Source organism: Pseudoalteromonas sp. SG44-5 (genome assembly GCF_014164175.1).
Classification (GTDB): domain Bacteria; phylum Pseudomonadota; class Gammaproteobacteria; order Enterobacterales; family Alteromonadaceae; genus Pseudoalteromonas; species Pseudoalteromonas nigrifaciens.
The window spans coordinates 183,669-201,474 of the sequence record NZ_JACJES010000003.1; the positions used below are offsets into that span (position 1 = coordinate 183,669).

The following is a 17,806-nucleotide window of genomic DNA, read 5'->3' on the forward strand; positions in this document are numbered from 1 at the left end:
ATAAACCTTATTGTTTAGCGACTAACTGGTTGTTGCTATTACCTAAAGTAAATGCAATTCCACTGGTATCAATAGTGACGGTATTAGGAGAAATTGGCATACCAGGTCCGACGCGAGCGGGGCCATTTACAGCAATCACATCACCCTCTGTAAGGCCTGCAGTAATCGCGCGTAATGAGCCATAACGCTCTCCAACGGTTACTAATTTATATTGCAGAATATTGTTTTCGCCGACCGTAAGTACAAAGCGATTTTTTAAATCTGTACCTATAGCTCTATCTGGCACTATCACTGTTTCAGTAATTGCATTAGCGGCTAACTTAATACGCGCAAACGAACCTGCACGTAACTGCCCGCTATTATCTGCAAACACTGCTCGCACGCGTAAAGTACCCGTAGCGGCGTTAATTTGGTTGTCAATAAAGTTGATGTAACCTGAATAAGCAAAATCATCTTGACCTACCTTTTGCATTACCACAGGTTGGCGGCTTGCTGCACTAACATCATTAAACGATGAATTCCAAGTGCGCTCGTCTATATCAAAATAAGCGTACATTTTTTCATTTGAAACAATCGACGTTAATACGCTTTGCCCCGCTAAAATATTATTACCTTTAGTAATATTAGCGCGCGAAATAATGCCATCTATAGGCGATACAACTGAGGTAAATTCTAAATCAAGCTGCGCCGATGTTAACTGTGCTTGTAGCGCCGCTAGTTGCGCTTCGCGTTGGCGCAGTGTTGAAGTACGTGCTTGTGCTTGCTCAGTTGAAATAGCTTTACGCTGCGTTAAGCGTACCGCACGGGTTGCTTCACTGCTTGCTTGTTCAAGCGCTGCTTTTGCACTGTTAACTTGCGCCTCAAGGCTGGCAACCTTGGCTGTAAATGAACGGTTATCTAATTGAAATAACACGTCGCCCTTATTTACCAACTCGCCTTCGTTAAACTCGATGCTGTCGATAACACCCGATACTCGTGGCATTAAAGCAACTTCTTGAGGCGATTCTAAGCGAGTTGTGTAGGTGTGCCAGCTTTGTACCGGTTTAACAATAACCTTGGCAACATCTATTGGCTGATGTTGCGCTGTTGGAGCCGACTGAGCCGTGCTTTCATCGGCACAACTTGTAAGTGTTAAGGATGCTGTAGCCAGTGCTACAGCAATTAAATGTTTGTTCATTACGACGCTCCTTTATAATTAGCGTTGCATGGTACGGAACAATCGTGCTGACAAAAATAATAGATTTCTAAATTCATTAATGCCAAAATGGCATCAATAAACTATTTTAGGTAATATTATGGATACAACTAGTCGACTTTTAATGTTACTTGAAGTGGTTGAACAAGGCTCTTTTGCCAAAGCAGCTGAAATACGTAATATTGACCGCTCCGTTATATCAAAACAAATTAGCCGTTTAGAAGATGAGCTTGGCGTGAGGTTGTTAAACAGAACAACACGTTCTTTTTCGCTTACTGCAGCGGGCGCCGAAATGATAAAAAAAGCAGCCGACCTCAGAGAGCTGCTAGGTGAAACCCTGCGCATGGCCGAAAACTATCACCAAGAGCCGCGTGGATTATTAAAAATAACAGCGTCAACCATTATTGGTCGCCGTTATTTACAACCTGTGATTAATGATTTTCAAAAACGCTTTCCACAAGTAGAAGTAGAATTACGTTTAGATGACCGCTTGGTCGATATAGTATCTGAAGGGTTTGATTTAGCATTTAGAATTGGCGAGCCAAAAGATTCATCGCTCATTGCGCGTAAAATTGCCCGTAATCGTTTATTGATATTAGCAACACCTGAATTTGTAAAAACCTATGGCATGCCTAAAACTATGAGCGATCTGGCTCAATTGCCGGCGGCAAGCTATAAAAGCAATGCATTTAGAGTGGATGCAATAAATTACTATAACGATAAAGGTGAGGCTTGCGAGCAAAAAATAAGGAGTGTGTTTCGGGCTAACGACGCTGAAGTATTGCTAATGAAAACACTCTCTGGCACCAGTTACTTTTTGGCGCCTGCATTTTTACTCGATAACGAAGTTATTGATGGCGAGTTAGTGCCATTACTTACCAATATAAAAATAATGGACCACAGTGCTATGTATGCGTTATATCCGCATCGCGACTTACCGGTCAGAACGCGACTATTTTTTGATGCTGTGCGCGAGTATTTAGGCAAAGATAAACCGATTTGGGAAAACAGTATCCCAAATTTTGATCACATGTATTAATCGTTATATAAGCGCTGTTTTGTCACTTTTAACCGCTGGATAATAAACGCTATTGCGCCCTAAATCTTTGGCTTTATAAAGCTGTTTATCGGCTGCTTTAAGCAATTCATTGAGTGATTGTTGGGGTTTATAATTTGCAACGCCAATACTTGCTGTTAGGTTTATTTTATAGTTATCAACGTTTATGTATTTATTTTCCAGTGCAGCTCTTACTTTTTCGGCAACAGCAAGCGCTGCATGCTCACTATTAAACGAGCTTATAAGTGCAAACTCCTCGCCCCCGACCCTAAAAACATAACCTTTAGCAAAAGTAACTTTTAATAGCGTGGCTACTTCTATCAATACTTTATCGCCCACATCGTGGCCGTATTTATCATTTATTTGCTTAAAATAATCTAAATCAACTAAAAACAAGTAAAGCTGGGCACGCTCACGTAACTCAACCGAAAAATAATGATTCATTGCCAAACGATTACCCGCTCCGGTCAGAGGATCAAGCATAGCAAGTTTTTTAAGTCTTTTTGAAAACTGCGAGCGGCTACTTTCAAATGTATGTGAAATAGCCCAAATAACAATATAAGCAAATAATATATTTAAACATAAATTAAGAGAAGTAAAAGGAGCTAACGAGGATTTATTAATTAATACAATACTTTGCAAGCTGAGCAAAACAATGGAAAAAATAAATCCATAGTTTTTTCCTAGTAATAAATAATACAAAGTAGGCAGCACAAACGCCCAAACAAACACCCCATTACTAGGTGCGGCTATATAAGCTCCAAAAACCACAATAAAAGAAATAAAGGCACACATAACAACAGACTGCCAAACTTGCACCGGGTGTTTACCCAAACGAAAATAAATGCAAAAACAATACAGCGAAAAAACAACTTCAAAATAACCAAGCACACTTAAATTATTCACAGTAAGATTAAAACCTGCAAATACCAACGCCAAGCAACCAAAGCATAAGCTGACCCATTTGAGAACATTTTTCCTTAAAAACTCTGTACTATTAAGTGCTGCTATATCCATTTATGAAACTTGATAAAAAATAAAAAATTAGTTTAACGTGAAACATAAATATAACAAAATAGTTTACCTACAATAGCAGCCCTGCTGGTAAATAATTATATAAAAATTCGTTACTGTACTGCGTAAAAAACCTAATCAGCAATAAGATCGTCCACCGTCTCTATCAACTCAGCAAAGTGCTTATTTACGTGGCGGCGTTGTTTATCCGATAAAGTACTATTTAAACTAACAAGCAAATTTACATGAGCCATTAAATTAGCTTGGTTTTTGGCCGCTAATTCTTCACTAATAAAATATTCACGATCGGTAATTATAATGCTCATTTGCTGCTCAAACTGCTCAACATTACGCAACTCATAATTAAAAGCCTGTTGCAGTGCGTTTAACCTATTTTGCTTATAACGCTGCCAAAGCACAAAGGTATTAATATGCTGCTCGTTAGCTACTGTTATAAGCTGTGTTTGCTGCTTAGTTAATTTCCCTAACCAATCTTTATAATAACTAAGCTGCTCTTTTAGGCGCTCTTCGCTAAGTTGTTGCGTCGTTTGCTCTTGATACTGTTTTAACTCGTCAGCTAAGTTAGCTTGTATGTTAGTTACAAGCTCTTGTTGTTGCTTGGTACTGAGTGTTTTAGCCAATTCTATTAAAGGCGCTTTAACCTGTATTAATAAATTGCTCCAATGCAATTTAGCTACAGTAACCTGCTGTGTTAAATCGCTGATATTAAACTCACTATTAAATGTTTTTTGTAACTTGATAAGATCTTGCTTGTACTTAGGCAGCTCGACCTGACGATGCCAATTACGGGTTTGTTTAATTATAATTTTAAGTTGTTTTGCTTGGCTACTGTTTAGGTCTATGTAGTCATCTACCCAAAATGATGATAGCCAAGGTAAATTGTTATAAGCAAAAGAAGTAGAGCAGCTAGCTAAAAGTACAAAGCTGATGACTACCATTGCATGTATTATTTTTTTTGTATCTATTTTAATTAACATAACTCTCCTGCGCACACACAAACTTGATAATAGTTTTTATTTGCATTTGACTTTGCTTTAAATCTAACTGATAATCACTCGCATAAGTTAAATGTACCGACCTCAGTGCCCAAGGATGAACTTTCAGCACGGATGCTGTTATTTTATTTAAGCACGTAATACTTATGTAGCTCAGGTTTTAATAAACAAAGTTTAGCTTACATCTTCATTTTTCATATTAGTGACGGTTGATATGACCCAAAAGCCCGAAAGGGCTTTTTTTACTGCTTTAAATTTTTTGTAATATCTGTATCTTACACTGCTAAAACAACTCTGCTCGGCTTTAAGCTATAATAAGCGTACTTTGCATTTGCTAATGCGGTGCTTAATACTAAAGCCAGCGTAATGCATAACAAGCAATAAACTTTGCACTTAATTTTTAAACGTTGCATTACCTCATTTAGCGCAAAATTTTAAATAGAATAATGTTTAAATAGTACACATTGCAACTATCACTTATTGGAGACATTCTTATGTCACAGTTTAATTTAAAAACCTTACTACTAGCTGGCATTTTACTTAGTAGCCCTTTCGCTCATGCTGGGTTAGAGGAAGGGATCAAAGCCGCTAATGAAGGCGAATTTGCACAAGCACTAAAAGAGTTTAATTACCTAGCAGATAAAGGCTTTGCCCCTGGTATTTATGAGCTGGGTAAATTATATGAAGGTGGGTATGGTGTAACGCGTGACTACCGTAAAGCTGCTCAACTTTATCAACAAGGGGTAGCAAAAAATCACCCCGATTCTATGTTTGCTTTAGCCGTTTTATACGATGAAGGCAACGGGGTAAAACTCGACAAACAAATGGCAATAAAGTTATTTGAACAAGCGGCAAACAAAAACCTACCCGCTGCACAATTTAACCTAGGCGTTATGTATGCCAATGGTGATGGCGTAAGCGTAGATTATGAACTTGCTAAAACGTGGTATGAAAAAGCTGCAGCCAATAATTATACTTTGGCGCAATTTAATTTAGCTTTAATGTACTTTGAAGGCTTAGGCATGCCTAAGAATTTAGAAAAGTCATATATTTGGAACACCATTGCCGAGTATAACGGCAATATGCAAGCAAGCCATAGTCGCAAGCTCGACGAGCAAAAAATGCTGCCCAAAGAAGTGGAAGAAGCAAAAGAAAAAGCCGACGCTATTTATACCAGAATTTTAGCCGGCACTTACGCTGGTGAAGGGCGGTTGTTTTAATAAACTGCTTTAAACGCTGTTTTAATTAATTGCTCTAAAACAGCGTTTAAATAACAAGGCTAAGCTCGCTAATACTAACTAATGCAGTAAGATGAGTTTAGCCTTTTTGTTATATTCACTACTTTTTAATATAAAGCCACTTTAATAACTTAATTAGTACTTTGCTTTGTTTAAGTAGCATGCCGATACGTGGATTGAATGATCCAGAAACCAGCGTGTTTTTAGCATGGCTAAAGGTTAAAAACCCTTCATTAGCATGATAATGCCCCATTCCAGAATGCCCCACTCCACCAAACGGCGCATCATCGGCAGTTACTTGCACTAAGGTGTCGTTAACCGCAACAGTACCACTTAGTGTTTGCTTTATAATATATTCTTGAATTTGTTTATTTTGCCCTAAAATATACAAGGCTAATGGGTGATGATGCTGCTTTATATAACTTATTGCGTGCTCTAAGTTGGTGTAACTCATTACAGGTAATATTGGGCCAAATAGCTCATCTTTCATTAATTGCATGTCATCGGTTACTTGGGTGACAATATGTAGCCCCATTCGATGTTTATCTGGGTCTTGCTGGTTATCTTCAAGAGGTTTAATTATGGTTGCGCCTAGCTGCTGTGCTTGTTCTAAATAACCAGATAAGCGTGCATAGTGAGCGTCGCTTACAATAGAGGTTAAATTTTTACCTTCTACCCCTTGTTTGTAGTGTTTTTTATATAATTCACACAAGTGTTGCACCAATTGATGCTCAAGCTCTTTGGGTACAAATACATAATCGGGGGCAACACAAATTTGCCCAGCATTGGCCATTTTACCAAAGAGTATTGCTTGCGCCGCTTTTTTAATATCTGCTTTTTCAGTAATAATAACAGGCGATTTACCGCCAAGCTCTAAGGTAACTGGCGTTAAATTAGCACTTGCAGCGCCCATTACTAACTTACCTACCGCAATTGAGCCTGTAAAAAACAGGTGTGCAAATGGCAGCGATGAAAACTCACTAGCAACGTCACTCCCCCCTTGTATTATTTTACAATGCTGCTCTAGTTCACCACTAAATAGCTTTTCAAGCACTTGATTGGTGTGGGGGGTAAACTCACTGAGCTTCAACATTGTACGATTACCCGCTGCCAATGCGGTAATAACAGGCACAATGGCAAGCTGTATTGGGTAATTCCAAGGCGCTATAATGCCAACCACGCCTTTAGGCTGGTATGTTACGCTCACCTTTGAAGGCCATAAGCTTAAACCTACTGATCGCTTGCTTGGTTTAGACCACTTTGGTAGTTTTTTTATGGTGTGCGCTAAGGCTTGCATGGTGGGTAATATATCGCCTAGCAAGGTGTCAAATGCGGTGCGATAACCAAAGTCTTTTGATACTGCGTCTATCAGCTCTTGCTCAAACTCTACAATACGACTGCGCAATTGCTTTAACACTGTGATGCGTTTATTAATCGACAAGTAAGGAGTTTTTATAAAGTACTGTTGTAACTCATCAAATTGTGTAGTTAACGAAGGTGTTTGCGGTGCGTCGATAGTCAAAATAGATTACTCAAATTTTAAAGTTATTTGAGACTATAACCTTGTTCTGTAATACGAGCAATAAAGAGTAATTTTGCATAGTATTGAACTATATACAAAACTACTCTGGTTTTGGTTGGAACTAAGTGGTAACTGTTGCAGCTATTGGCTGTTGTTTAGCAGCCAATAGCTGCGTAATTTAAAAGCCAAATACTTGCGCTGCAATTGTCATTGTTACTAAGGTAATTAAAACAATTGCCACAATATTAAGCACAAAGCCTGCGCGTATCATGTCGCGCATTTGTATTTGCCCTGAGCCAAACACAATTGCGTTTGGCGGAGTGGCTACTGGCATCATAAATGCACAACTACAGGCAATCGCCGCCGGAATAACCCACACAAGTGGTGAGCCTGCAATCGATTCTGCAACGGGGCCAAGTAAGGGTAAAAAACCAGCCGCGGTGGCGGTGTTACTGGTGATTTCGGTTAAAAATGTAATTAATGCAACGACCACTAAAATACTCATAACGAGAGGAATAGCACTCGCGCCTTGAATCATTTGTGCAATATATTGCGCCAAGCCCGATGACTTTATTTGCGAGGCAAGTGTTAAGCCACCACCAAACAATAATAATACGCCCCATGGCACTCTAGCAGCACTTTCCCAATCTAAAATACGCTCGTTAGTGCCTTTATTTGCAGGCAATACAAATAATAATAACGCCGCTGCAATCGCAATAGTGGTGTCTGAAATACTCAAACCACTAAACTCGCCTAGCAAAGGTCTAAATATCCAACACGCGGCAGCAAGCACAAATACAAATAACACGCCTTTTTCGGCGCGTTGCATTTCACCAAGTGCTTTTAATTGTTCAGTAAATACAGCTTTGGTGTCTATTTTTTGATTATTTTTAATACCTGCGTCTACTTTATAAGCAAACTTTGTAAGCCAAATCCAACTAATAAACAGCATACTTACCGCCAGTGGCACACCGACTAGCATCCACTGTGCAAAGCCAATTTCTATTTGGTAGCTATCGGACAAGTAAGCTGCCATTAAAGCATTAGGCGGAGTACCGATTAATGTTGCAATACCACCAATACTGGCACCATAAGCAATAGAAAGTAGTAAAGCTTTTCCAAATCCTTCATTGCTAGGATCTGACTGCTTTACTAAATGTGTAATAGACAAAGCTATTGGTAGCATCATCACTGCAGTGGCTGTATTTGACATCCACATAGATAAAAAAGCCGTAACCAGCATCATAGCTAATATTTGTAAGCTAGGCTTAGTGCCTGCATACAACATGGTGCTCAGTGCTATGCGTTTATGTAACCCCCAGCGCTCCATTGCGATAGAAATTAAAAACCCACCTAAAAATAAAAATATTAATGGATGAGCATAAGGCGCGGCTACACTTTTCATACCTGCTATACCAGCCAGTGGCGATATAACAAGTGGCAATAAAGCAGTCGCCGGAATAGGCACTACTTCGCTTACCCACCACGACGCCATCCAAAATGCTAACCCAGCAGTTTTAAACGCTGCACTGGACATGCCCGTAGGGGGATCGAGTAAACAGGTCAATAGCATTATGCTTGGCCCAAGTAGCAGTAATAACCATTGCTTAAATTGGTTTTTAGGCGCGTTATTTTGCAAAATTTGTTGTGTCATTTATCTAAACCTTAAAATTTGTACCTAAGACCAAGCGCTAAGCTGCTATCGGCGTTTTCTTCTAAGTCTAAGTCTGTATATAAAAGATAAGCCGTGGTTTGTTTATCAAATACATAGTCTAAACCTGTACTCCACTGAGTGGCTTCTGACTCTTGACGCAGTGCTGAGTCATCTTTTGCAAACTGTAATTTAGGAACCCACTTATCTAAGGTATAGCTTGCACTTAGTACATAGCCATTGCCTGATTTAGTGCCATCTATTGACTCTGAGTGTTGATACAAAGCACCTAGCTGTAACTGCTCAAACTTATAAACACCTGCAATCCGACTCGCTTTAATATTATTAAGTGAGTCAACATGGCTTAAAGAAATATAATATGGCGTATTGTTTAAATTACGATCACCGTAAATAAGTGTAGCGGCAAAACCCGCATGGTTATCTTTATTATCGTCTTTGGGGGCATAAGTAAATGAAAACTGAGCATTATGCCAATAGTTTGAAGTGTAAGTGATGGTATCGCCAAGGCGGTCTTGCCCAGCAATAACTTGTGCTATATCGGCTTGTGTTTCGTTAAAATTATCCAGCTTACCTTCTGAGTATTTAAAGCGGGTATCGTTTCTACCGACAACTATTTCACCAAACGCACCTTTTAAACCTAAATAGGTATTACGCGCTGCAAACGGCTCGTTAGTATCGTCATGTTCAAAGCCCTTTACTTGTACTTCGTATTTAAATACTGCGCTAACGTACTCGTTAAGTGTGTGTTGTCCTTTGATCCCTATGCGTGAAAATGGCGCGTCTATTTGTGTGCCTTCATCGGCGTAGCGCATAACGCCTGTATCGGTTTTAGCTATTTGCACTTCTGCTTTACCATACACAGAATATTCAGCAGCTAATACCATATTAGGTAAGGCAGTTATGCTACACAATAAAGTAAGCGCAGAGCGTTTAACGTGTGTGTTGTTTATCATCATGTGTCCTAAAAATTAGAATCTACTTATTGTTGTACACCCATTAAGCAAAATGATGGCCAACTACTAAATAAACATAAATTTCAGCAAGTTAAATGATTAACACTGTTTTTAAAGCAAAAAAGTGTGCGGATATCCGCACACTTTTATTTAAAAACATCACCTTTATCGCACACTACTACATGCCCTAATCAGTAAACATATCCCGATTTAGACCATATTTACTCATTTTGTCGTACAAGGTTTTACGCGCAATTTGCAGCGTGCCCATGGTGTTTTTTATACTGCCATGGTTACGCTCTAACGCTTCTTCTATTAAAGATTGCTCATAATAACTGACCTTTTCGGCCAAACTTAAATCTTGTGATAACACTTGTTGATCAGCTGAATCACTTTGCGCAAATGCTAATTCAGGCCCTAACAATACTGCTCGTTCTGCTTGGTTTCTTAGTTCACGCACGTTACCTGGCCAGTCATAGGCTAATAAACGTTGTTCTAACTCTACATTTAATGCCCCAAGTGGTTTGTAAAACCGCGTTGCCGCAATTGAGCTAAAATGCTTAAATAATAAAGGAATATCAGCTTTTCGATCGCGCAGCGCTGGAATGCTTACTTTGACCAAACTAAGGCGATAATATAAATCGGCTCTAAACCCACCTTCATTCACCAATGCCAGCAAATCAACTTTAGTAGCAGCAACAATGCGAATATCTAAGTTAACGGTATGATTAGCACCAACCGGCGTTACCTTTCGCTCCTCTAGTACACGCAGTAACTTTACTTGTAACGACAACGGGGTGCTTTCTATTTCATCTAAAAAAACAGTGCCACCTTGGGCAAATTCAAATTTACCCTTTCTATTTTTTGTGGCCCCAGTGTATGCACCGCTTACAGCACCAAACAGTTCACTTTCTATGAGCTGCTCTGGCACAGCACCACAGTTAATCGCCACAAATTGACAGCTTGAACGGTTACTGTGGTCGTGTAAGTAACGTGCAACCAGCTCTTTGCCAGTCCCAGTTTCACCTTCAATTAATATATCTGCAGGAGTATCTATCACGGTATTAAGCAGCTTCATCATGTGCTGCATTTTAGGCGTATCACCTAAAATACGCACACCCGGCGCTGAGGTTTTTTCTACCGCGCGTTTAAGAGCGCGGTTTTCCATTACCAGGCTGCGTTTATCGCACGCTCTAGCAATACAATCTATTAAATGCTCGTTAAGGGGTTTTTCAAATAAATCATAAGCGCCTAACTGCATCGCTTTTACCGCCACCGACACATCGGCATACCCAGTTAAAAATATAACCGGTAACTCACTATCAAACGCTTTTATTTGCTCAAGTAACGTAAGCCCGTCCATTGCTGGCATATTAATGTCGCTAAGGACCACGCCGCTATAGCCTCGGCTTAAGCGACTAAGCGCCGTTGCCCCATCACTAAAACATTGAACTTGGTAGCCTTCCAAAGTGAGTAATTGATTTAACGAATCGCGGATCATCGCCTCATCATCAATAACCATTACCTGTTTACAAAGCAGTGGCTCAATCATGTTGTGACTCCGCAGTACTCCAAAGACAAATAATAAACTGCGCCCCCCCTTCTGGGCGATTATGCGCACTTAAACGACCATCAAACGAGTCGATGATTTGCTTAGATATTGATAAACCAAGGCCTAAACCGGTACTCGACTTGGTACTATAAAATGGTTCAAAAATAGAGCCTAAAGTATGGTGTTCTATGCCAGATCCTGTATCTAATATCGATAGTTTTACGCGTCCATCAAAGCATTCAACTTCAAAACTTAATTGCCGCGTTGCGCAGTTACTCATTGCCTGCGATGCATTAGTAATAACGTTAACTAATACTTGTTCAAACTTAAGCGAATCGACCAAAACGGTAATATTTTGCTCAAACTGCGGAGGAATAACGCTAATATCATCTTGTTTTAGTTGTGAATGAGTGATCATTAAAGCGTTATTTAATAATGCCGACAAAGGGTGCGGCCTTAGTTGCATTTTTGAAGGTTTACTAAAGTGTTTTAATTGCGCAACAATTTTATGCACCCGCTCCACTAAGCCCTCAATAATGACTAAGTTCTCGTTTAATGCTGTTAACTTACCTTTATTTAGCAATATTTTTGCACTGGCTAAATAAGCGTTCATGGCACACAAAGGCTGGTTAATTTCATGGTTTATGCCTGCGCTTAATTGCCCTATGGTGGCAAGTTTTGCAGACTGTACTAAAGCGGTTTGAGCTTTTTCAAGTGCTTGGGTACGCTCAATCACTTTTTGCTCTAAACTGTGCCTAGAATAAAGTAGTTTTTTATAACCAGCAAAACGTGCAAGTAAGCTATAAACGATAAAAATAAACACACAATAAAAAATCATCAACCATAACAACCGAGGTAGCTGCATGGCTGCTATGTTAGAAACATCTACTAATACGTTCATTTGGGCATTAAAGTGTTTTAATGGCTTAGAGGCCACTACATATAAACGCTTAGCAATTTTAAATTGTGCAATGTTTTGGCTATTAAATTGTTGTAAAGGAATAAGACCCGGCTGGTAGTCTAAATAAGCACGACGTTGATTTATTTCCCGCCTGGCTGCAATATCCAGCTCTTGAAAACTGTTTAAACGCCAATTAGGCTCATCCGACATAGCAATAACATTATCTGCTAATTGTAAATAAAAATGACTACCTGCTGCCGTATTAAGCAGCGATCTGTCGTCTTCAAATTTAGCAACATTTACTTTTAGCGCCACAACCCCAATTGCTTTACCTTCATGATAAATAGCCTGCGAAAAATATAATCCACGCTCTTTTGAACGCTGACCAAGCGCAAAATAAGCTACCTTTTCACCCGCAAATGCTTGTTTAAAATACGGTCGAAATGAAAAGTTACTACCTAAAAAAGTATAATCGGCCTGCCAATTGCTGCTCGCAACAACCTCGCCCTGAGTATTAAGTATATAAATATCAGATGCGCCACTGGCTTTTTGTATATCCGCTAAGTAGTTGTTAATAGCGCTATAATGCTCTTCTTCGTTATTAGTAAAGCGAATGAGTAAGTTGTTATTGGTGAGTAATTGCGGGATCGCAGCAAATCGAGCAAGCTCATTATCAATGTAGTTATTTAATTGGCTTACTTGTTGGTCGGCTTGTTTTTTTGCTTGCGCTAAGTCATGTATTCGACCAAACCAAAAAGTGACTGTTAACAACAAGAGTAGCAATAAAAATGCGAAAATAATTTTTTTAGGAATGAAGAACATAAACGCCTATAAAACGGGTAATGTTAGCTATTAATAATGGGGTATAGTTTATCTGCATAATGCAAAGAGAGATATAAACTTTTTGTTAACAATTGTATTAAAAACATAAAAACCGTGAAATAAGGCAATTTCACGGTATAAAAGTATAATTAAGCTTTGCCTAGCTTTGGTTTATTTTTAACATATTTATATAAACCAATTAAAGAGGCTGCAATCCAAAATATTTCAATTACAAAACTGGCTAAATTAAAGTTATAACAAAGACTAATAAGCAGCAATATAGCGCCGGTTAAGTTCATCATGTTATAAAGCAAACTCGCTGGTGATACTTTATTTAGTTGTAACAAAAAAAATGAACCCACTACTAAAGCAGTACCCGTCATACCTACAATATCAAATAAAAGTGCAATCACACGTCTATCCTTTTCCATTTTAAAAACCCAATTGACTGGCCCGATCCGTGGGGAGGGTATTTTTCAATCATTGAAACAGCAAAACCGGTTAAGTTTATCAATGTAGCAAATTCAATCAAGGGCTTATGTCCGCCCTAATCGGAATATTGAAATAAACAGATGCCTTATTTAAAAGTAACTTTTCCACCAATCATTTTATATGCAGCTGTGCCTTTAATAATTGCAGGCCGCGCAAATGGGCGTTCGCATTTTGGGCAAATACAAGGCTGCTTAGTATAGTCTTGGCTAATGCGCTCAATAAAACATTTAACTAACGCACCTTTTCCCCCTTTACGGTACTTAAATAAAGGTGCCCTGCAGCTTGAGCAAAATATATCGACCGTTTTAGTTGGCCCTTTTTTATTTGGCTTTGCCATTTGTCCTCCATTTTTGCAGTAATTTAATTAACTAGGCGTTATAAAATCAATGCCGATCAAAATTCCCCCAGCACCGCTGCTGTTAATTTGGTTAACTCATGTGGGTTAATCGCAATGTCTAAGCCTCGTTTACCGGCACTTACATAAATACATGCAAATTGTGCAGCGCTGCTGTGCAAAAAAGTGGCAAGACGTTTTTTTTGTCCCAGTGGGCTCACGCCTCCTAATACATAACCTGTGCTTGCTTGCACTTTTTTTGCCGCAGCCATAGCTACCTTTTTAGCGCCACACAATGAGGCAAGCAGCTTTAAGTTAACTTGCTGAGAAACAGGTGTAATGGCGACTATGAGCTGTCCATCTTGGTTTTCCAGCACTATGGTTTTAAACACCTGATCCCTATTAAGGTTTAGCTTTTGGGCTGCTTCAAGGCCAAAGTTAGTGGTGTTTGGATCGTGCTCATAGCTTAATAATTCAAAGCCAATTTTTTGTTTTTTTAGTAACTCTATTGCTGGTGTCATATGTTGCTACGCTATTATTTTGAGCAAAAAAAACGACGCTCTAAAAAGCGCCGTTTAATATTATAAAACACATTAAATTATTTAGTTAAATCATCAAAAAACTTTTTAACACCGTCAAAAAAGCCTTGCTCTTTAGGACAGTTTTTTGAGCTATCTTTGCCCATGCTTTCTTCTAATTCTTTTAATAATTCACGCTGACGTTCGTTCAGGTTTATTGGTGTTTCAATAACCACTTTACAAATTAAGTCGCCTATTGCACCACTGCGAACAGATTTAACGCCTTTGCCACGCATACGGAACATTTTGCCCGTTTGTGTTTCAGAAGGAATTTTAAGCTTAGCGCGACCATCAAGTGTTGGCACTTCAATTTCGCCACCAAGACCCGCTGTAGTAAAGCTAATAGGAACTTCACAATGTAAGTTATTTGCGTCACGTACAAAAATACGGTGTTCACGAACAGATACTTGCACGTACAAGTCGCCAGAAGGCGCACCATGCATTCCCGCTTCGCCTTCGCCCGTTAAGCGAATACGATCGCCGGTATCAACACCCGCAGGAATTTTAACCGATAAGGTTTTCGTTTTTTCTACGCGGCCTTGTCCATGACAGCTGTCACAAGGGTTAGATATAATCTGACCTTGCCCCTGACACGTAGGACACGTTTGCTGAACAGCAAAAAAGCCTTGGCGCATTTGTACTTGCCCAGCACCATGACACGTAGTACATGTTTTAGGCTTAGAGCCAGCCTTTGCACCGCTGCCATCACATGGATCACAACCTACCCAGGTTGGTATTTTAATTTCGACTTCTTTACCACGAACCGCTTCTTCTAAGCTTAAGTCCATGTTGTAACGCAAATCAGATCCACGTTGCTGACGAGATTGACGTCGACCACCGCCGCCACCAAAAATATCGCCAAAAACATCACCAAAAACATCGCCAAAGTCGCCATGACCGCCGCCAAAACCACCATGACCACCACCGCCGCCACCTTGCTCAAAAGCTGCATGGCCGTATTGGTCGTAAGTTTGACGTTTTTGCGCGTCAGTTAATATCTCGTAAGCTTCTTTTACTTCTTTAAACTTTGTTTCAAGCTCTTTGTCGCCTGAAGTACGATCTGGATGATATTTCATCGCTAAGCGTTTATACGCTTTTTTAATGTCTCGCTCACTCGCATCTTTGCTTACGCCGAGGACTTCGTAATAATCGCGTTTTGACATATCTACCACACTACTCTTTTCTATTTGCAGCTAGGCTGCTTGATAAACCGATAAATCGTATCGATTTACCACCTAATTCTCATGCAAAAGGCGCGTCAAGCTATTGCCTGCGCGCCTCAATCGTTCATTCTAACTTAAACACTTAACTAAGTTACAGTGCTTTGTGTTAGCTAGAAGCGTAAGCAACAATTACTTGTCGTCTTTAACTTCTTCAAACTCTGCATCAACTACGTCGTCATCTTGCTTAGCAGATTGTTGTTGCTCGCCTGCGTCAGCTGAACCTTGTTGAGCTTTAGCTTGTGCAATTTCCATAAGCTTTTGAGACTTTTCAGCAAGCGCTTGAGTTTTAGCTTCAATTTCGTCTTTCTTGTCACTCTTAATAGCAGTTTCAAGGTCAACTACAGCCGCTTCAATCGCTTCTTTGTCTTCACTTGGAAGTGCATCGCCAGCTTCTTCAATTTGCTTGCGTGTACCGTGAACCATTGCATCTGCTTGGTTACGAGTCGCTACTAGCTCTTCGAATTTTTTGTCATCTTCAGCATGCGCTTCAGCATCACGAATCATTTGTTCAACTTCTTCATCACTTAAGCCTGAAGATGCTTGAATCGTAATTTTTTGCTCTTTACCTGTATCTTTATCTTTAGCAGATACATGTAAGATACCATCGGCATCCACATCGAATGTTACTTCGATTTGTGGTGTACCACGTTGTGCTGGACGAATACCTTCTAGGTTAAATTGACCTAGAGATTTGTTGTCGCTTGAACGCTTACGCTCACCTTGCAGTACATGAATTGTTACTGCAGACTGATTATCTTCAGCTGTTGAGAAAGTTTGCGATTTCTTAGTAGGAATCGTGGTGTTCTTCTCAATTAGTGCTGTCATTACCGAGCCCATTGTCTCAATACCTAGAGATAATGGAGAAACGTCTAGTAATAGTACGTCTTTAACGTCACCAGCTAGTACACCACCTTGAATTGCCGCGCCTACTGCAACAGCTTCATCAGGGTTAACATCTTTACGTGGCTCTTTACCAAAGAACTCAGCAACTGTTTTTTGTACTAAAGGCATACGTGTTTGGCCACCAACAAGAATAATGTCGTTGATGTCGCTTACTGATAAATCAGCATCAGCAAGTGCACGTTTTAATGGTTCAATTGACTTAGTTACTAAGTCTTCAACAAGTGACTCAAGCTTAGCACGTGTTAGTTTCACGTTCATGTGCTTAGGACCTGTCGCATCTGCAGTTACATACGGAAGGTTTACTTCTGTAGATTGTGCAGAAGATAGTTCAATCTTCGCTTTTTCAGCTGCTTCTTTAACACGTTGCATTGCAAGTGGGTCAGTTTTTAAGTCTAGACCTTGGTCTTTCTTAAATTCAGCTACTAGGTAGTTGATTACGCGGTTATCGAAATCTTCACCACCTAAGTGCGTGTCACCATTTGTAGCAAGTACTTCAAACGTGTGCTCGCCTTCAACTTCATCAATTTCAATAATTGATAAATCGAAAGTACCGCCACCTAAGTCGTATACTGCAACAATGTTTTCACCACGATTTTTGTCCATACCGTAAGCAAGTGCTGCAGCAGTTGGCTCGTTGATGATACGTTTAACTTCAAGGCCAGCAATACGACCCGCATCTTTTGTAGCTTGACGCTGTGAATCGTTAAAGTATGCCGGTACTGTGATAACTGCTTCAGTTACTGCTTCACCTAAGAAGTCTTCAGCCGTTTTCTTCATTTTTTTCAGGATTTCAGCAGAGATTTGTGGTGCAGCGCGTTTTTCGCCGCCCGCTTCAACCCATGCATCACCGTTATCGGCTTTAACAATTTTAAATGGCATGATGCCGATATCGCGCTGTACTTCTTCGTCTTCAAAACGACGACCAATTAAACGCTTAATAGCAAATACTGTGTTTGTTGGGTTAGTAACCGCTTGACGTTTAGCTGGCTGACCAACTAAAGTTTCACCGTCTTGCGTATAAGCAATAACAGACGGGGTTGTGCGATCGCCTTCCGCGTTTTCAATAACACGTGCTTTGCCACCATCAAGTACTGCAACACAAGAGTTTGTAGTACCTAAGTCTATTCCAATAATTCTACCCATGAAATTTCTCCAACTTCAATATTCGTTAATACGTTCGATGACTAGTTAATAGGGATGCTGCAAACTTAATTCAACTGTAAAAATGAAAAAAATATCATTTTTTTTGATTTTTTTACAAAATAAGCTAAATAAAGTGCAATATTTGCTAGCAACGCTGGTTTTTACGCCGTTTGTATTGAACTTTTATTGCT

At 39.6% G+C, this 17,806-nt stretch carries 15 protein-coding genes; 2 read left to right on the top strand and 13 right to left on the bottom strand.

Going from position 1 to position 17,806, the window contains the following annotated elements; genetic code table 11:
• Positions 1-7: 7 nt before the first annotated feature.
• The gene (locus H5079_RS05485; protein ID WP_182683639.1) at positions 8-1,177 is read right to left on the bottom strand and encodes an efflux RND transporter periplasmic adaptor subunit; all 1,170 of its coding nucleotides are present in this window, start codon (positions 1,175-1,177) and stop codon (positions 8-10) included.
• A gap of 118 nt (positions 1,178-1,295) precedes the next feature.
• Here H5079_RS05485 and H5079_RS05490 point away from each other — a divergent pair, with 118 nt between their 5' ends.
• Positions 1,296-2,234, top strand: a complete 939-nt coding sequence (locus H5079_RS05490; RefSeq protein ID WP_011329997.1) for a LysR family transcriptional regulator — start codon at positions 1,296-1,298, stop codon at positions 2,232-2,234.
• A 3-nt stretch (positions 2,235-2,237) separates the two neighbouring features.
• Here H5079_RS05490 and H5079_RS05495 read toward each other — a convergent pair whose 3' ends face one another.
• Both H5079_RS05495 and H5079_RS05500 read right to left on the bottom strand, forming a co-directional pair.
• Entirely contained in the window at positions 2,238-3,269 is a 1,032-nt protein-coding gene (locus H5079_RS05495) for a GGDEF domain-containing protein (RefSeq protein ID WP_041454926.1), read from the bottom strand.
• Positions 3,270-3,400: 131 nt separating this feature from the next.
• Positions 3,401-4,264: a DUF6279 family lipoprotein gene (locus H5079_RS05500; RefSeq protein WP_182683640.1), complete on the bottom strand. Its 864-nt coding sequence runs from the start codon at positions 4,262-4,264 to the stop codon at positions 3,401-3,403.
• Positions 4,265-4,776: 512 nt separating this feature from the next.
• Here H5079_RS05500 and H5079_RS05505 point away from each other — a divergent pair.
• Positions 4,777-5,502: a tetratricopeptide repeat protein gene (locus tag H5079_RS05505; protein ID WP_011329994.1), complete on the top strand. Its 726-nt coding sequence runs from the start codon at positions 4,777-4,779 to the stop codon at positions 5,500-5,502.
• A gap of 118 nt (positions 5,503-5,620) precedes the next feature.
• On the opposite strand, the gene H5079_RS05510 is transcribed toward H5079_RS05505, so the two are convergent.
• The 10 genes from H5079_RS05510 to dnaK form a co-directional block, all read right to left on the bottom strand.
• On the bottom strand, positions 5,621-7,042 hold the full coding sequence (locus H5079_RS05510; RefSeq protein WP_182683641.1) for a coniferyl aldehyde dehydrogenase: 1,422 nt from the start codon (positions 7,040-7,042) through the stop codon (positions 5,621-5,623).
• A gap of 178 nt (positions 7,043-7,220) precedes the next feature.
• Positions 7,221-8,696: a DASS family sodium-coupled anion symporter gene (locus H5079_RS05515; protein WP_182683642.1), complete on the bottom strand. Its 1,476-nt coding sequence runs from the start codon at positions 8,694-8,696 to the stop codon at positions 7,221-7,223.
• An 11-nt stretch (positions 8,697-8,707) separates the two neighbouring features.
• On the bottom strand, positions 8,708-9,667 hold the full coding sequence (locus H5079_RS05520; RefSeq protein WP_182683643.1) for a porin: 960 nt from the start codon (positions 9,665-9,667) through the stop codon (positions 8,708-8,710).
• Positions 9,668-9,854: 187 nt separating this feature from the next.
• Positions 9,855-11,219: a sigma-54 dependent transcriptional regulator gene (locus H5079_RS05525; RefSeq protein ID WP_011329990.1), complete on the bottom strand. Its 1,365-nt coding sequence runs from the start codon at positions 11,217-11,219 to the stop codon at positions 9,855-9,857.
• Positions 11,212-12,942 (bottom strand): ATP-binding protein, encoded by a 1,731-nt coding sequence (locus H5079_RS05530; RefSeq protein WP_182683644.1) that lies wholly within the window; start codon positions 12,940-12,942, stop codon positions 11,212-11,214. The genes H5079_RS05525 and H5079_RS05530 overlap by 8 nt, the downstream gene beginning before the upstream one ends.
• A 149-nt stretch (positions 12,943-13,091) precedes the next feature.
• Positions 13,092-13,355: a hypothetical protein gene (locus tag H5079_RS05535; RefSeq protein ID WP_041454922.1), complete on the bottom strand. Its 264-nt coding sequence runs from the start codon at positions 13,353-13,355 to the stop codon at positions 13,092-13,094.
• Between the two features lie 164 nt (positions 13,356-13,519).
• Entirely contained in the window at positions 13,520-13,771 is a 252-nt protein-coding gene (locus H5079_RS05540) for a hypothetical protein (protein WP_041454920.1), read from the bottom strand.
• Between the two features lie 56 nt (positions 13,772-13,827).
• A complete protein-coding gene (gene ybaK, locus H5079_RS05545; protein ID WP_182683645.1) occupies positions 13,828-14,289 on the bottom strand; it encodes a Cys-tRNA(Pro) deacylase in 462 nt (153 codons plus the stop codon).
• Between the two features lie 77 nt (positions 14,290-14,366).
• Positions 14,367-15,509, bottom strand: a complete 1,143-nt coding sequence (dnaJ, locus tag H5079_RS05550; RefSeq protein WP_182683646.1) for a molecular chaperone DnaJ — start codon at positions 15,507-15,509, stop codon at positions 14,367-14,369.
• 189 nt (positions 15,510-15,698) lie between these two features.
• A complete protein-coding gene (gene dnaK, locus H5079_RS05555) occupies positions 15,699-17,615 on the bottom strand; it encodes a molecular chaperone DnaK (RefSeq protein ID WP_011329985.1) in 1,917 nt (638 codons plus the stop codon).
• Between the last annotated feature and the right edge of the window lie 191 nt (positions 17,616-17,806).

Excerpts from the sequence above, each read along its gene's own strand:
- H5079_RS05525 (WP_011329990.1), bottom strand. The coding sequence starts at position 11,219 with ATGATTGAGCCACTGCTTTGTAAACAGGTAATGGTTATTGATGATGAG.
- H5079_RS05485 (WP_182683639.1), bottom strand. The coding sequence starts at position 1,177 with ATGAACAAACATTTAATTGCTGTAGCACTGGCTACAGCATCCTTAACA.
- H5079_RS05520 (WP_182683643.1), bottom strand. The coding sequence starts at position 9,667 with ATGATAAACAACACACACGTTAAACGCTCTGCGCTTACTTTATTGTGT.
- H5079_RS05495 (WP_041454926.1), bottom strand. The coding sequence starts at position 3,269 with ATGGATATAGCAGCACTTAATAGTACAGAGTTTTTAAGGAAAAATGTT.
- H5079_RS05505 (WP_011329994.1), top strand. The coding sequence starts at position 4,777 with ATGTCACAGTTTAATTTAAAAACCTTACTACTAGCTGGCATTTTACTT.
- H5079_RS05500 (WP_182683640.1), bottom strand. The coding sequence starts at position 4,264 with ATGTTAATTAAAATAGATACAAAAAAAATAATACATGCAATGGTAGTC.
- H5079_RS05530 (WP_182683644.1), bottom strand. The coding sequence starts at position 12,942 with ATGTTCTTCATTCCTAAAAAAATTATTTTCGCATTTTTATTGCTACTC.
- dnaK (WP_011329985.1), bottom strand. The coding sequence starts at position 17,615 with ATGGGTAGAATTATTGGAATAGACTTAGGTACTACAAACTCTTGTGTT.
- dnaJ (WP_182683646.1), bottom strand. The coding sequence starts at position 15,509 with ATGTCAAAACGCGATTATTACGAAGTCCTCGGCGTAAGCAAAGATGCG.
- H5079_RS05515 (WP_182683642.1), bottom strand. The coding sequence starts at position 8,696 with ATGACACAACAAATTTTGCAAAATAACGCGCCTAAAAACCAATTTAAG.
- ybaK (WP_182683645.1), bottom strand. The coding sequence starts at position 14,289 with ATGACACCAGCAATAGAGTTACTAAAAAAACAAAAAATTGGCTTTGAA.
- H5079_RS05490 (WP_011329997.1), top strand. The coding sequence starts at position 1,296 with ATGGATACAACTAGTCGACTTTTAATGTTACTTGAAGTGGTTGAACAA.
- H5079_RS05540 (WP_041454920.1), bottom strand. The coding sequence starts at position 13,771 with ATGGCAAAGCCAAATAAAAAAGGGCCAACTAAAACGGTCGATATATTT.